The organism is Collinsella intestinalis DSM 13280 (assembly GCF_000156175.1).
Classification (GTDB): Bacteria; Actinomycetota; Coriobacteriia; order Coriobacteriales; family Coriobacteriaceae; genus Collinsella; species Collinsella intestinalis.
Genome location: NZ_GG692710.1, coordinates 659,662 through 672,976, shown reverse-complemented (window position 1 = coordinate 672,976; position 13,315 = coordinate 659,662). Strand labels below are relative to the sequence as shown.

Sequence of the window (13,315 nt, the reverse complement as noted above, 5' to 3'; positions counted from 1 at the left end):
GGAGATGCCGAGTGGGACGGATGCGGCTGCGTCACTCGTTCAGACCGAGCGATTGTTTGACGGGCTGATAGAGCGCACCGACGAGAATCGCGTTGAAGACCGCCGTGACCGTTACGACCGGAGTCATCACGGCGGCCAGCTCGCCGGCGAAGCCCATGAGCGCCATCTTGACCACCATGAAGATCATTCCGGAGAGGAATGTGGTGATGAAGGTGCCGACCACGGGCACCAGGTTGCGCGCGGGCGTGCGTGCGCCGACGTTCACGATCGACGCCATGGCGACGGCGGCGATGCCTTCGGCGACGAAGTCGATGCCGGGGGAGCTGGTGGTGATTTGGATGACCGCGGCCGAGATGAGTCCGATCACGAGGGCCTGCGGGATGGTGGGGCGAATGACCAGGATCGCGAGGCAGAAGGCGGAGACGATGAATTCGGGGGCGATGGCTCCGCCGGAGACCGCGGAGATGGCCTTGCCTGCCGTGAAGTTGAGGATGAAGCCGGCGGCGAGCAGGACGGCAAGCAAGACGAGGCTTTGGATGTCGAGGCCGCGTCGCTCGTCGATGGCGAGGGTGCGGGGTCGGCCACTGGGTTGGAACGGGGTGGTCATGGGAGGTTCCTTTCGCGAACTGGGGCGCTTGCGTTCAGGGGGGCAAAGGCGGTGGACGGGGCCTCGGCATGAAAAAAGGCCCCCGGTCAAACCGGAGGCCTCGTGTTACCTGGATGGTATATGGGTATGAGGACTCACCGTCGACCGGCCGAAGACGCGTCATGCCACCACCAGTTGTTGAGGGAGACGAACGTGATCTGCTTCATGATGATGGCTCCTTTCGCGCTATCGGAGGTCGAAACGTTGGTTAGGGACTATAGCACAGTGCAGTGCGGGTGCAACGGGGCGGGCGATACGTTTCGGTGCCGTTACGCGCGCCGCGATACGCTAGAGCTTGGCGAAGTCGTCGACGATGAGGTCGAGGCAGGCGGGAAGGACGCGGGCGCCGAACTCGCCGGTGTTGTTGTGTATGAGCTCCCCGTCGAATTCCATGCCGAGGGAGGGCGTGCAGGTGATGCGCGCCTCCTTGGCTTGGAAGAGGGTGAACTGCGGCCGACCCAGGCCCTTGCCTGCGGGATCGAGGACGCCGGCAAGCAGGGTGGGGAGCAGCTCGACGGTTTTGGCGGGCTGGATCACGGCGATATCGATGAACCCGTCGTCCATGCGGCAATCGGGGAACAGGTTGATATCGTTTTGGATGAGTGAGGTGTTGCCCACCATGCAGCCGATGCCGTCGAGCTCGTCGACCTCCCCGTCGTGCTCGATGGTGAAGTGCGCGACGGTGGGGGCGGGGTTGGCGAGCGCCGAGAGGAAGTAGGCGATTTCGCCCATGTCTCCCTTGGCGGGCTCGGCCTTGTGCATGATGTCGGCATCGAAGCCGGTGCCCGCGATGATGATGAAACCGTGGCGCTGGACGCTGCCGTCTTCCGCCTTCCAGAACAGCTCTCCCATGTCGGCCGTCTTGGTACGGCCCTCGCGGCAGGCCTTGGCCAGCGCGGCGGGTTCGGGCGCGTTGCCGATGTTGTTGAAGAACAGGTTCGCGGTTCCGGAGGGAAAGACGAGCGTGGGGACGTGGCTATCGCGGATATGGTCGAGCACGTTGGACACGGTGCCGTCCCCACCGGAGACCACGACGCGGTCGAACGCGCTTACGTCCTCCGCGGCCTGATGAGGCTCCATGCCATCGCCGATGAAGCGCAGGCATACCTCATCGCCGGCCTCGGACAGAGCGCGCGCGAAGTCGAAAATCTCGTCTGAGCGGGGGCCGGAGGCGGGGTTGTGGATGATGAGGCAACGCATGGCGAGTTCCCTGTTCATGAAAAGGCGGGTATAGTTACAAGATGACGTAATCCTACCCGTGTCGCACGCGGGTTTTCCCGTACCGGGGAGACGAATGTACATCTCCACAAATGAGGACCTGACCGCCTTCTGCAATCGCGCCCGTGCTTTTTCGGCCATCGCCATCGACACGGAGTTCCTGCGGGAGAAGACCTATCACGCCAAGCTGTGCTTGGTGCAGGTCGCCACGCCGGACGAGTGCGTGGTCATCGACCCCCTCGCGATCGACGATCTGGGGCCGCTCGCCGAGCTCATGACCGACGTCGACACGCTCAAGGTATTCCATGCCTGCTCGCAAGATATGGAGGTGCTCTGCCACGCGCTCGGCTCCGTGCCTGCGCCGATCTTCGATACGCAGGTGGCGGCGGGGTTCCTCGGTGAGCGTGCGCAGTGCTCCTACCACAACCTCGTGAGCACGTTCTGCGGCGTCTCCCTGCCCAAGACCGAATCGTTGACGGACTGGTCGCGGCGTCCGCTGAGCCCCAAGCAGATCGAGTACGCCCTTGACGATGTGCGCTATCTCATCGATGCGTATCGCGTCATCGAGTCCAAGCTGCATTCGCTCGGTCGCACGGCCTGGGTGCGCGACGAGATTCGCCCCCTTGCCGACCCCGCCCATTATCGCAGCGATCCCCGCGCCGCGTTCAAGCGCGTGAAGCGCGTGAATGCCTGCACGCGCCGTCAGCTCGCTGTTGCCCGTGAGCTCGCTTCTTGGCGCGAGCAGCGGGCGGAGACGCGCGATATCCCGCGCAAGTGGGTCATGTCCGACGAAGTCCTGCTGGCGCTGTGCAAACGCGCGCCGCAGACCGTCGAGGACTTCCGCGCGGTGCGCGGGACCGAGCAGCTGAGTGCCCGCGATGTCGAGGTCGCTCTCGACGCAATCGCTCGCGGTCGCCGCTGCCCGCAGGAGAACCTGCCCTCGATCGGTCGCGCCCATCGCGCGCCGGCGCCCGAGCTCGAGAGCGTCATCGACCTCATGTACGCGCTGATCCGCCTCGTTTCCGAGCGCTCCGGCGTCGCAACTTCTCTGATTGTCTCGCGTGACGGCCTGCTCGACTACATCGAGCATCCCGAGCGCAGCCCCCTGCGCGAAGGTTGGCGCTTCGAGTTGGTCGGTACCCTCATGGACGACCTGCTTCAGGGCAATATCGGCCTCACCGTCAAAGACGGGGCCCTCGAGATCTTGTAATGGCGCCCGTGCGCCCCGAACCGCATGGGAGGATCTGATGATCAAGGCGGCGTTTTTCGATATCGACGGCACGCTTGTCGGCTTCAAGACGCATCGTGTGCCCGAGAGCGCATGGCGCGCCATCGAGCTCATGCGTGCGAAGGGCATCAAGGTGTGCATCGCCAGCGGTCGTTCGCTCATGGAGATGCACGAGGAGCTCAAAACGGGCTTCGACGCATATGTGACCATGAACGGCCAACTGTGCTTCGACGATGAAGGGGTGTTTCGCGATGCCCACATCGACGACCGCGATGTGCGCGTGATAGTCGAACAGGCCCGCGAAGGGCTCTATGACCTGTATGTGATGCAGGGGAGCCGCTCGTTTGTGAACAATCTCGGCGACCGCGTGATCGAGCTCGGTCGCCAGGTGGGGCTCGATTATTCGCTCGGCGACCTCGATTGGGCCTACGAGCTTCCGGTCTACCAGTTCAACGTGTTCGGCGGGCCCGATGTCGAGCAGGTGTTCCTTTCCAAAACCGAGCATGTCGTGGCAACGCGCTGGAACGACCTGTTCTGCGATGTGGTCCCTGCGAAGGGCGGTAAGGACTACGGCGTGCGCGCCGCTCTCGAGCGCTTCGGCATCGCGCCCGAGGAGGCCATCGCATTCGGCGACGGCGAGAACGACCTCGGCATGTTCGAGGTCGTGGGCACGAGCATCGCCATGGGAAACGCGTGGGATGGCGTGAAGGAGCGTGCCAGCTTCGTCACCACCGACGTGGACGACGATGGCATTTGGAACGCCTGCAGAAAGCTGGGGCTCGTCTAGCTTTGGGCTGCGCGCTGGCAGGCCGGGCAGGTGCCTTCGAAAATCAAACTGTGACAGACTTGCGCATAGGATGATTCTTCGGCTGCCCGTGCGTCGAGCGCCTGGTCGTGGGGCAGGGCGATGTCCGCCACGGCGCCGCATGCTCGGCACACGACATGGGCGTGGCCGTCGCAGCGCCAATCGAAGCGGGTGGTGCCCGGGGTCTTCACCGTGGTGATGACGCCCGCCTCGGTGAGGAGGTTGAGGTTGCGGTAGACGGTCCCTCGGCTCACACGCTCGTCGGTCTCGCGGACTTGCAGGTAGATGTCCTCCGCCGTGGGGTGGTCGCAGCGCGAACGCACGGCATCGAGCACGAGTTGGCGCTGACGCGTGTTGCGGCGTGTGACGGGCTGGTCGGGTGCCGATGTGCTCATGGTTTCTCCGTTCGTTACTAACTAAGTAACATTTGAGCAGAAGGTGAGCAGCATGGCAAGGAGCGCACGCCAATTTCCGTAAATGATTCCTTATGAGGGTCGTTTCAGCGCACGGTCAGAAGCGGACCTCGAAGTCGTTCTCCCCCTCGACGCGGGGAAGTTCGTCGAAGGATTCGAGCCAGATGCGGTTTCCGAAGCGCCTGTAGTACGCATGCAGGCGCTCGAGGTGCGCGGCAATCGACTTGGCGGCGCCCTGGATCTCCATATCGACCGTTCCATCGGGCAGGTTGCGCACCCATCCGGTGAGGTTGCGATCACGGGCGAGCTCCTGGTTGGTCCAGCGGAACCCGACCCCTTGGACCGAACCGCTGAACAGTAGGGCGAGTCGGACGGCTCCTTCTGTCGTGGAGAGTTTGGAGATGAGCTCGGCCTCGCAGGGGCTTATGCGTCCCGATCGTTCGACATCTTCTTCCGGAATGCCGGATTCCCGCTCGAACTGACGGGCGTACTCCATCATGCGTTCGAAAATGCCCATGGTGCTAGCTCTCGCACGCGGCCGTGGTCTCGCGGTCGGCGGGGAAGCTCACGCCCGTCTGGCGACGCGCCTCGTCCATGATGTCGAGGGAGGCGAGGGTCACGTCGCGGAAGTGGGCGACATTGCCGAAAGTGCCGCAGGGGACTTGGGTGCAGTCGCCGCCTATGCGTATCTCTTCAACAGACTGAACGAAGTCCGCGAGCTCATGTTGCATGGTGTTTTCGAACGTGGGGAGGTCGATGTCGCGGCCGACGGTCTGGGCCGAGGAGTAGCCGACGGAATCCGCCTGCCGCGCGGCATGGGAGCGCAACTCGACGCGTATGGCGGAAGGTGCGGAGATCCCGTGCACGATGAGGGTGCCGAGCTCGCCCTCGATCTGGCTGTCGGAGAGGTCGTTCGTGGTCTTGGAATGTGCGAGGACGGCGGTCATGCCGGGGTAGGAGGCGAGGATGACGCCCGATCCGTCGATTGGACCGTGCGTGAGTTCTCGGGTGTCCTCGTCGAGCAGCGCGGCGGAGGCGAGTACGCGTTCGGGCGCGCCGAACAGCTCGACGAGGGGCTCGACGCAGTAGACGCCGATGTCCATGAGGGAGCCTGACGCCATGGCACAGTCGAAGATGTTGGTATGGCGTCCCGCCAAAATCTCATCGTGGCGGGAGGAGTACTTGCCGAAGCGAAGGGTGGCGCGGCGGATGGCGCCGATTTGGGGCAGGGCCTCCTTGATGGCGTGGAAGGCGGGGTCGTGCAAGGGACGCATCGCCTCGAGCGCGACGACGCCCGTCTCGCGAGCCGCCTCGAATACCTCGACGGCCTCTCGTCGGTTGGCGCAGAAGGGCTTCTCGACAAGGACGTGCTTGCCACCCGCGATGCAGGCGAGCGCCTGGTCGTGATGGAGCGCGTTGGGGCTGCCGATGTAGACCGCGTCGACCCCATCGCTTGCGGCGAGCTCATCGAGCGAGGTGAAGGGGGTCGTCCCCCCATGCTCGGATGTGAAGGCCGCGGCTCTCTCGCGATCGCGCGAGAGGGTGCCGACAAAGACGGCGCCCTCCACGTTCGCCAGGGCGTCGAGCATGGACGCGGTGATGCCGCTCGTTCCGATGGTCGCGATGCGAATCATATCGCTGCCTCTCAATCTGTCCCCGATTTGTCGGGGACGTCCTTCTCGTCAAGTGGTGTGCCGGCCGGTCAGTCGGACTCGCCCTCGATGAACCCGGTGTCGCACGCGCGGCCCTCGCCATCCGCCGCCGCCGTGGCGAGCTGGTCGCAGCGCTCGTTGAACTCGTGTCCGGCGTGGCCCTTCACCCAGTGAAAGGTCACGTCGTGGGGTTCCTTGGCGGCGAGCAGTCGCTTCCAAAGGTCGACGTTCTTGACGGGCTTCTTCTGCGAGGTCTTCCACCCTCGGCGGATCCAGCCCTCGACCCAGTGCTGGTTGAATGCGTTGCAGACGTACTGGGAGTCCGAGTGGACCTCGACCTCGCAGGGGCGGTTGAGCGCCTCGAGTGCCGAGATGACCCCTAACAGCTCCATGCGGTTGTTGGTGGTGCGGTCGTAACCGCGGGAGAGCTCAAGCGTGTGCAGCTTGCCCGAGGGGGCGGTGTACCTGAGGACTGCTCCGTAGCCACCCGGTCCCGGGTTGCCACGAGATGAGCCGTCGGTGTAGACGATGACCTTCACATGGTTCCTTTCGATTTGGCTGGGGCCATTATAGGGTTGACGTTCTGTCTGCGGGGCGCACGGCCTACGCCTCGGACAGCCTTGCGTTGGCGAGGGAGACGAGCGGCCTCATGACGCTCTCGATGCTCTTGAAGTCTGAACCGCGATTGGTCGCGACGGCGATGGCGTAGCTTCCCTGCGGCGTATTGACCACGCCTCCGTCGAACGTGACGTTGTAACGCGCCTCGCCCGAAAACCATCCCGCCTTCGACCATGTGGAGGCTTGGTCGATGCCCGCGATATCGTCGACGCGTGAGTTGAGCGTGTCGCCGAGCATGTCGCGCAGCCATTGGGCACAAGGGTCGTCGGTCGCAAGCCAATCGGCGCAGACGCGCCAGATGTTCGCGAGATCGCGAACGCTGTAATCGCAGTACCAATGCGTAAGATCGCACGGTGCTCCCGCCTGGGCGGAGAGTTCGCCAAAGAACGATTGACCGTACAGACGCTCGCGAAGCGTCCGATAGGCCTCGTTGTCCGAGTTGACGATGGTCGAGGTGATGAGGCCGCCGTAGTTCGTCCGTGCCGCGTCGCCTTGGGCGCGTACGAGGCTGATGCAGAACGGTGCCTTGATGGTGCTCGCGCTGTAGTATGCCCGATCGGCGTTGTGCTCGATGGTCTGGCCGTTTTCGAGGTTGAGAACGATGTAGCTGATATCGGCTCCCGCTTCCTCGACGGCCGCCACGGCAGCGTCGAGCTCGGACTTCGCCTGCCCGTCGGCTTGCTCGAGCGTTGTGGTCTCGGGGTCGGGGGCATCTTCGGCCTCGGTGTCTTGCACGATGACCATTGTCGAATGATCGGCGGTGCCCGAGACCTGTGACCCGATCATGGGGGTCGATGCTGCGCACCCGCCAAGTGCGATGATAACGAGGGACAGGGCCGCCGCTGGGAAAAGGGTCGATGACGGGGCGATGGGCGAGTCGCGACGTATGGGGGAATGCCGGCGGGATGGCGTTGTGTCCGCGCGCGATGCATCTGTCATGGTTGCCCCTTTCGCATGGTCTTCGAGCCGCATGCGGCTGCAATCCCATGGTACGCCTTTCCCGTCTGGGCGTTTGCGGCGGGACGAGCGCGTATCATGTCGGGTTGAACGTGAGGATGGGAGGTCCGATATGGCTGGATTGCGCTGGGGAATCATGGGCGCCGGCGGCATCGCGCGTCGGTTTGCGCGGTCTTTGGGGCATGTCGAGGGGGCGTCGCTCGTGGCGCTGAGCGGCCGCAGTGCCGTGCGCCTCGATAGCTTCGCCGCCGAGTTTCCAGTCGATGCACGTCGACGCTACGTCAGCGCGGAAGATGGCGGCGAACGCGCCCATCAGATGCTCGTGGACGATCCTGACGTCGATGCGGTCTACCTCTCCCTGCCTCATGGGATGCACGAACGATGGGCCTGTCGGCTGCTGAGGGCGGGCAAGGCGGTCCTGTGTGAGAAACCGGCGGTGCTCTCCGCCGAAGAGGCCGGTCGGGTCGTTTCTGCCGCGCGTGAGTCGGGCTCCCTGTTTGTGGAGGCGATGAAGCCCCGCTTCATGCCCGTTAGGGCCCGCGTGCGAGAACTGCTCGCGTCCGGCGAACTCGGCGAGATCCGCGGCATTGAAGTCGTGCATCGATTGGATTACGGCGACCTCGAGGGCGGTTACCTGCTCGACCCTGTTCAAGGGGGAACGCTGTACGACCTTGGGTGCTATGGCGTCGCATGGGCGGAGGACCTCTTGGGCGGCGCGATACAGGTCGACGACGTGCGGACGCGGTGGATGGTGGCCTCGGACGGCTCCGCGGTCGACATCGCCGACGAGGCGGACCTGCGCATCGGAGGCGTGCCCGTGCATTTCGATTTCGCCGGGGACGCGGGGGAGTACCGCGTCGAGTGCCGCGTGACGTGCGAGCGCGGCGAGGTTTCCATCCCGATGCTCCATCGCCCGACGGGCTTCACGGTGCACCGCTTCGACGGGCCCGATTCCTCGCGTACCGCAGGGGAGTGCATCGAAGCGCCCCTGGCGGTCGATGATTTTTACGATGAGATCTCCCATACGTGCGAGCTCATCCGCCGGGGCGAGAGCGAGAGCCCGATTATGCCGCTGTCGTCGACGGTTCGCACTGCCCGCATCATCGATGCGGCGCGGGCGGCGTGGCACGAGCCACGCGAACGCGTCGGGGGAGGGGGGGGTAGCGATGGCGGCGAGGATGGGCTCGGACTGCGCTCGCGTTGGGGAGACAGCTCATCGCGTGGGAAGCGATGAACTGCTCGCGGTGTTCGCCGAGGGGGACGGCTATATCTCGCACGTGCTGGTCGAGGACGTGGAGCTCGCGTATGAATGCGCGAACGCGGCGACCTTTGAGCACGCGGTCTTTCGCGATTGCCTTTTCGAGCAGGTTGACCTGAGTGAATGCACGTTTCGCGACGTCGTGCTCGAGAACTGCCGGTTCATCGGTTGCGTGATGGACAAGGCGTGGCTCAACCGTGTGGACCTGCGCGATTGCTCCGCACCGGGCTTGAGCCTGCTCCAGGCGAGGATCGCCTGGGTTTGCGCCGTCTCCACAGACCTCTCGTACGCGAACCTGTCTGAGACGTCGATCGACCACTTCTCGCTCGATGGGTGCAGGCTGCGTGAAGCGGCGTTGCAGCGGGCGAAGCTCAAGAACGTGCGCTGGGATGCGTGCGATCTCACGAGGATCGATGTGTTCGGCACCCCACTTGCCGGCATCGATGTGTCTGACTGCACGTTCTCGGCGCCTGTCCTGTCGAGCGATTACCGAGAGCTGCGCGGCCTCGTGGTCGGTGCAGATCAGGCGCTCGATCTCGTTCAGTTGCTCGGGGTGCGTCTTGCCGAGGGGTAGCCTGTTTCATGGTGACGCCCGGCCGCGTTGGGTCGATGCCGTCGCTCGTCCTGAAGAATCCCGTCCACCCTATGAGCGGGGCAAAATCTCGGACGAGCGGCATGGGCTTCGGTTTTACATGAGCGGCTGGTGTGTTGATTGAGGAGAATCGGTCCGCGAGGATGCAATCGAGGACAATCGGGAGGCTGTTCGACGTCGAAAGGACACCCATGAAATTCGATGCCCGCATCACCCGTCGCTCCCTGATCGCCGCTGCGGCGACGCTTCTGCTCGCCGGTTGCGGCGCCGGAGGCCCCGCAGGCTCTGCGCCTTCCGGTTCCGCCGGCGCAGGCTCAGCCCACTCGGATCCTGTCGCCGCCGTTGCTTGGGAGGCTGCGCTCGACCCCGAAGCCCCCTTCATGAACGTCGCGGGCCAGGATGGCGCGGCAATGCCCGGTGAGTGCTGGATGCAGCATGAGGATGGCACGGTGCAGGTCCAGGTCGCCGGTTCGTCGATTCCGGAGCCCGCGGTCGAGAGCGTCGAATTTGCCGACGGCGTGCTCACGCTGACTATGGCCCAGCCCGATGAGGACACGCCGGCGACGATGGACTTTGTCTTGCATCAGTTTATGGTCAGCGGGACCGACGCCCCCAAGGTCGCGGCTGTCGTGCTCGTGCGCGGCGAGGAGACCGTCGAGCTTCCCGCCGGTGAGCTTGCCGAGCTCGAGGCCGTAGAGTAGCAAGGTGTTTCGACTGCGCGCCGCGCGCGGCCCATGTATTTCGGAGGTCCCATGCTGACCATCGGTTGTCATCTGTCCACTACCAAGGGCTATGCCGCTATGGGCGAGACCGCTCGCTCCATTGGCGCAAATACCTTTGCGTTCTTCACACGCAATCCGCGCGGCGGGAACGCCAAGCCGCTCGATCTCGATGACGTGGCGGGTCTGCGGCGAATCTTGGACGAAGATGGGTTTGGACGCCTAGTGGCGCATGCACCCTATACGTACAACCCCTGTTCCGCCAAGGAACGGGCGCGCGAGTTCGCGCTCGAGGCCATGGCCGAGGACCTGCAGCGCATGGAGGCGCTGCCCGGGCAACTCTACAATTTCCATCCTGGCGCACATGTGGGTCAGGGGGTCGATGCCGGCATCGAGCTCATTGTCGATGCCTTGTGCCAGGTGATGTTTGAGGGTCAGCGCACGTGCGTGCTGCTCGAGACGATGGCCGGCAAGGGCACCGAGGTGGGCCGCACTTTCGAGGAGCTGGCACGCATCATCGAGGGTGTGGCTTCACGCCGTCCCGAGCTTGCCGGCACCGATATGCTCGGTGTGTGCCTGGACACCTGCCACATCTCCGACGGTGGGTACGACATCGTGGATGACCTGGATGGCGTTATGGCCGAATTCGACCGCGTTGTGGGTCTCGAGCGCTTGCAGGCGGTCCATATCAACGACTCCAAGAACCCGCGTGGCTCGCATAAGGACCGCCATGAGGTGATCGGCGGGGGATACCTGGGCAATCCCGAGCTCGGTGGCGGCGAGCACGTTTTGCGCGCCATCGTGACGCATCCCGCCCTGTGCGAACTGCCCTTTATTTTGGAAACCCCGCATGACGACCTCGCGGGTTATGCGGGTGAGATCGCCTACCTGCGCGGGCTCGCGGGGTAACGCGAGTCGCGCTTGCGCTGAGAAGTTGAGGTTTTTCGTATCGTTTTTAAAGAGGATGAAGTAGTGCAGGTGTTTGGTCCAACAAAACTGCAGGTCGCAGTTGGTCTCCGATCGCGTGTATCTGACTAATCTCAAAATGAGTACGAAAAAGCTCTCTTCCTCGGGCGAGGGGGTTCGTCGCAGCTTGGTGAGTGACATTCCAGCAGGATATGCCTCATTGCGACTTCGCGCCCCCCCGTTTTTCAGCCCGGCTTGCCCTGCCACAGCTTCTTCGTCCGGCTTATTCCCCGTCCAAAAACGCGCCGGTTTGGCGGTTCCAGAGGGCGGCGTATTCTCCTTCGGCCTCGGCAAGCTCGGTGTGCGTGCCATCCTCGACAATCTCGCCGTCGGCGAGCACGACTATGCGGTCGAGCGCTGCCACGGTGGACAGGCGGTGCGCCACGACGATGGACGTGCGTCCGCGCATGAGGTTCTCGAGTGCATCCTGCACCAGCGCCTCGCTCTCGGAGTCCAATGCGCTTGTGGCCTCGTCGAGCACCAGGATCGGTGCGTCGGTGAGGATGGCGCGGGCGATGGCCACGCGCTGACGCTGGCCGCCGGAGAGTTTCACGCCGCGCTCACCCACGAGCGTATCAAGGCCGCTGGGCAGGCGATCGATGAACTCGAGCGCGTTGGCAAGCTCGGCGGCACGGCGGATCTCCTCCTCGGAGGCGCCGGGGCGGCCATAGGCTATGTTCTCGCGGATGGAACGGTGGAACAACAGCGCTTCCTGCGGAACGTAGGCGATCTGCCGGCGCAGGCTCTGCTGGGTGCAGGTGGAGATGTCCTGGCCGTCCACGCGCACATGCCCGTCCTGCACGTCGGAAAGGCGCAGCAGCAGCTTGGTGAGGGTGGTTTTACCCGAACCCGAGCGACCAACGAGGCCCACGCGCTGACCGGCCGGGATATGCAGGTTGAGGTCGGTGAAGACGCGGTCGCCCTCGGCGGCGTCGGCGTAGGCGAAGCCGAGGTGGTCGAAATCGATCGAACCCTCGGTCACCACGAGGTCCGGGGCGCCGGGCGCATCCTCCACAAGTCGGGGTTCGTCAAGGATGCGGGCCATTTCGCTCGCGTCGCCGATGGCGCGGTTCATGCGTTGCATCATCGAGTTGATGTAGTTGAAGCGCATGGAGAGCTGATAGGTGTAGGAGAACATCATGACGAGCATGCCGCCCGAGATGCCGAACCAGGCGTTGCCGCCCGCCACGAAAATAGACACGATGAGCATGATCACGGTGATGATGCCGCTCGTGGTGAAGCCGCGCTGCATGGTGGCGCGCATGGAGCGGCTCTCCGCCCGCATGGCGGCGAGGTCCGCTTCGTCGAAAAGCTCCTTCTCGAAGTCCTCGCGTCCGCAGGTCTTGACGGCCAGGATGTTCGTTACCGCGTCGGACAGCACGCCGGAGAGGCGGTTCTGCGCCTTGGCGGTGGCGGCGGAGAGCGGCAGGATGCGCTGGTACATGCGCGTGGCCACGATCACGTATATCACGAGCATCACGGCGAGTGCCGCGGCATAGGCGGGTACGGCCGGCGCGAGCGCGATGAACGTGCAGGCGGTGCTTGCGATGGTGGGGATGAGCGAGTAGACCACGACGTCGACCATCTGGGTGTAGCCGCTCATGAACTTGCTCGTCTGGCTCACCAATGCGCCGCCGAAACGGCTCGTGTGGAATGTCATCGACTGGTTGGAGAGCGTGTCGAAGCACAGGCGCGCGAGATGGTAGTTGCCGTTGATCTGCAACTTGTAGACGGCGTAGTCCTGCAACTTGGAACAGATCTGGCCGACGAGGTTCACCAGCAGCAGCGCCAGGATGTAGGGGCCGAAGACCTCCCACACCTTATCGGCGGGCACGGGCGCCGCCTGCACGCGGTCCACGATGAGGCCCATCACCCAGGTGTTCACGAAGATGAGCAGTGCCACGTAGGCGACGGAGGTGAACACAGCGAGGAATGCCGCGCCGGGTACCATGCGCGTGACCTCCCAAAAGCGGCGCAGCGTGCGTTTCACGGCTGGTTTCTCGAGCTTTTGGACGTTTCTCTGTGACATGGTGTGTCTCCTTATGCGTCGTCCTCTGTCCTAGGTTATCCCTTGAAGTGCCCTTCAGGTCAAGCGCGGATTGAACTCGGCCGCATCGCCCAGTCATGTGAAAAGACGCGCAGATCGTACTGTTTCTGCGGGTAGATGAGTCGCAACCAGCGGTTGACGGCTCAGGGGCAAAACGCAACCCCAACGCCCTTGCGCAACGGGCATCGTTCGCAGA

Annotated in this window: 14 protein-coding genes; 6 read left to right on the top strand and 8 right to left on the bottom strand. The window is 64.1% G+C overall.

The genetic code is table 11. The features are described 5' to 3' along the window. Positions 1-31 precede the first annotated feature (31 nt). Together COLINT_RS03125 and COLINT_RS03120 are read right to left on the bottom strand one after the other, a co-directional pair. On the bottom strand, positions 32-607 hold the full coding sequence (locus COLINT_RS03125; protein ID WP_006722892.1) for a hypothetical protein: 576 nt from the start codon (positions 605-607) through the stop codon (positions 32-34). Between the two features lie 327 nt (positions 608-934). Beyond that, a complete protein-coding gene (locus COLINT_RS03120; protein WP_039910296.1) occupies positions 935-1,846 on the bottom strand; it encodes a diacylglycerol/lipid kinase family protein in 912 nt (303 codons plus the stop codon). 94 nt (positions 1,847-1,940) lie between these two features. Here COLINT_RS03120 and rnd point away from each other — a divergent pair, with 94 nt between their 5' ends. Both rnd and COLINT_RS03110 read left to right on the top strand, forming a co-directional pair. Continuing rightward, positions 1,941-3,074, top strand: coding sequence for a ribonuclease D (rnd, locus tag COLINT_RS03115; RefSeq protein ID WP_006722890.1), 1,134 nt, complete (start codon positions 1,941-1,943; stop codon positions 3,072-3,074). Between the two features lie 37 nt (positions 3,075-3,111). Continuing rightward, the gene (locus COLINT_RS03110) at positions 3,112-3,879 is read left to right on the top strand and encodes a Cof-type HAD-IIB family hydrolase (RefSeq protein WP_006722889.1); all 768 of its coding nucleotides are present in this window, start codon (positions 3,112-3,114) and stop codon (positions 3,877-3,879) included. On the opposite strand, the gene COLINT_RS03105 is transcribed toward COLINT_RS03110, so the two are convergent. From COLINT_RS03105 to COLINT_RS03085, 5 genes are all read right to left on the bottom strand, one after another. Further along, positions 3,876-4,292, bottom strand: a complete 417-nt coding sequence (locus tag COLINT_RS03105) for a Fur family transcriptional regulator (protein ID WP_006722888.1) — start codon at positions 4,290-4,292, stop codon at positions 3,876-3,878. The two genes, COLINT_RS03110 and COLINT_RS03105, sit on opposite strands and share 4 nt — an antisense overlap. A 115-nt stretch (positions 4,293-4,407) precedes the next feature. Beyond that, positions 4,408-4,827: an acylphosphatase gene (locus COLINT_RS03100; protein WP_006722887.1), complete on the bottom strand. Its 420-nt coding sequence runs from the start codon at positions 4,825-4,827 to the stop codon at positions 4,408-4,410. A 4-nt stretch (positions 4,828-4,831) separates the two neighbouring features. Beyond that, positions 4,832-5,944 (bottom strand): Gfo/Idh/MocA family protein, encoded by a 1,113-nt coding sequence (locus COLINT_RS03095; RefSeq protein ID WP_006722886.1) that lies wholly within the window; start codon positions 5,942-5,944, stop codon positions 4,832-4,834. Between the two features lie 68 nt (positions 5,945-6,012). Beyond that, complete coding sequence (gene rnhA / locus COLINT_RS03090; RefSeq protein WP_006722885.1) at positions 6,013-6,501, bottom strand: ribonuclease HI; 489 nt, start codon at positions 6,499-6,501, stop codon at positions 6,013-6,015. Between the two features lie 64 nt (positions 6,502-6,565). Further along, on the bottom strand, positions 6,566-7,366 hold the full coding sequence (locus tag COLINT_RS03085; RefSeq protein ID WP_006722884.1) for a serine hydrolase: 801 nt from the start codon (positions 7,364-7,366) through the stop codon (positions 6,566-6,568). A 283-nt stretch (positions 7,367-7,649) separates the two neighbouring features. Between COLINT_RS03085 and COLINT_RS03080 the strand changes: the two genes are divergently transcribed. From COLINT_RS03080 to COLINT_RS03065, 4 genes are all read left to right on the top strand, one after another. Then, the gene (locus tag COLINT_RS03080) at positions 7,650-8,771 is read left to right on the top strand and encodes a Gfo/Idh/MocA family protein (RefSeq protein WP_006722883.1); all 1,122 of its coding nucleotides are present in this window, start codon (positions 7,650-7,652) and stop codon (positions 8,769-8,771) included. Continuing rightward, positions 8,758-9,369, top strand: a complete 612-nt coding sequence (locus COLINT_RS03075) for a pentapeptide repeat-containing protein (RefSeq protein ID WP_006722882.1) — start codon at positions 8,758-8,760, stop codon at positions 9,367-9,369. Before COLINT_RS03080 ends, COLINT_RS03075 begins: the two co-directional genes overlap by 14 nt. 209 nt (positions 9,370-9,578) lie before the next feature. Then, positions 9,579-10,088: a hypothetical protein gene (locus COLINT_RS03070; protein ID WP_233418326.1), complete on the top strand. Its 510-nt coding sequence runs from the start codon at positions 9,579-9,581 to the stop codon at positions 10,086-10,088. Between the two features lie 51 nt (positions 10,089-10,139). Beyond that, complete coding sequence (locus COLINT_RS03065) at positions 10,140-11,015, top strand: deoxyribonuclease IV (RefSeq protein ID WP_039910542.1); 876 nt, start codon at positions 10,140-10,142, stop codon at positions 11,013-11,015. A gap of 280 nt (positions 11,016-11,295) precedes the next feature. On the opposite strand, the gene COLINT_RS03060 is transcribed toward COLINT_RS03065, so the two are convergent. Then, the gene (locus tag COLINT_RS03060; RefSeq protein ID WP_006722879.1) at positions 11,296-13,101 is read right to left on the bottom strand and encodes an ABC transporter ATP-binding protein; all 1,806 of its coding nucleotides are present in this window, start codon (positions 13,099-13,101) and stop codon (positions 11,296-11,298) included. Positions 13,102-13,315: the final 214 nt, after the last annotated feature.

Coding starts and splice junctions, on each gene's coding strand:
- COLINT_RS03110 (WP_006722889.1), top strand. CDS start 3,112: ATGATCAAGGCGGCGTTTTTCGATATCGACGGCACGCTTGTCGGCTTC.
- COLINT_RS03080 (WP_006722883.1), top strand. CDS start 7,650: ATGGCTGGATTGCGCTGGGGAATCATGGGCGCCGGCGGCATCGCGCGT.
- COLINT_RS03085 (WP_006722884.1), bottom strand. CDS start 7,366: ATGATCGGGTCACAGGTCTCGGGCACCGCCGATCATTCGACAATGGTC.
- COLINT_RS03065 (WP_039910542.1), top strand. CDS start 10,140: ATGCTGACCATCGGTTGTCATCTGTCCACTACCAAGGGCTATGCCGCT.
- rnd (WP_006722890.1), top strand. CDS start 1,941: ATGTACATCTCCACAAATGAGGACCTGACCGCCTTCTGCAATCGCGCC.
- COLINT_RS03125 (WP_006722892.1), bottom strand. CDS start 607: ATGACCACCCCGTTCCAACCCAGTGGCCGACCCCGCACCCTCGCCATC.
- COLINT_RS03095 (WP_006722886.1), bottom strand. CDS start 5,944: ATGATTCGCATCGCGACCATCGGAACGAGCGGCATCACCGCGTCCATG.
- COLINT_RS03105 (WP_006722888.1), bottom strand. CDS start 4,292: ATGAGCACATCGGCACCCGACCAGCCCGTCACACGCCGCAACACGCGT.
- COLINT_RS03060 (WP_006722879.1), bottom strand. CDS start 13,101: ATGTCACAGAGAAACGTCCAAAAGCTCGAGAAACCAGCCGTGAAACGC.
- COLINT_RS03070 (WP_233418326.1), top strand. CDS start 9,579: ATGAAATTCGATGCCCGCATCACCCGTCGCTCCCTGATCGCCGCTGCG.
- COLINT_RS03100 (WP_006722887.1), bottom strand. CDS start 4,827: ATGGGCATTTTCGAACGCATGATGGAGTACGCCCGTCAGTTCGAGCGG.
- COLINT_RS03120 (WP_039910296.1), bottom strand. CDS start 1,846: ATGCGTTGCCTCATCATCCACAACCCCGCCTCCGGCCCCCGCTCAGAC.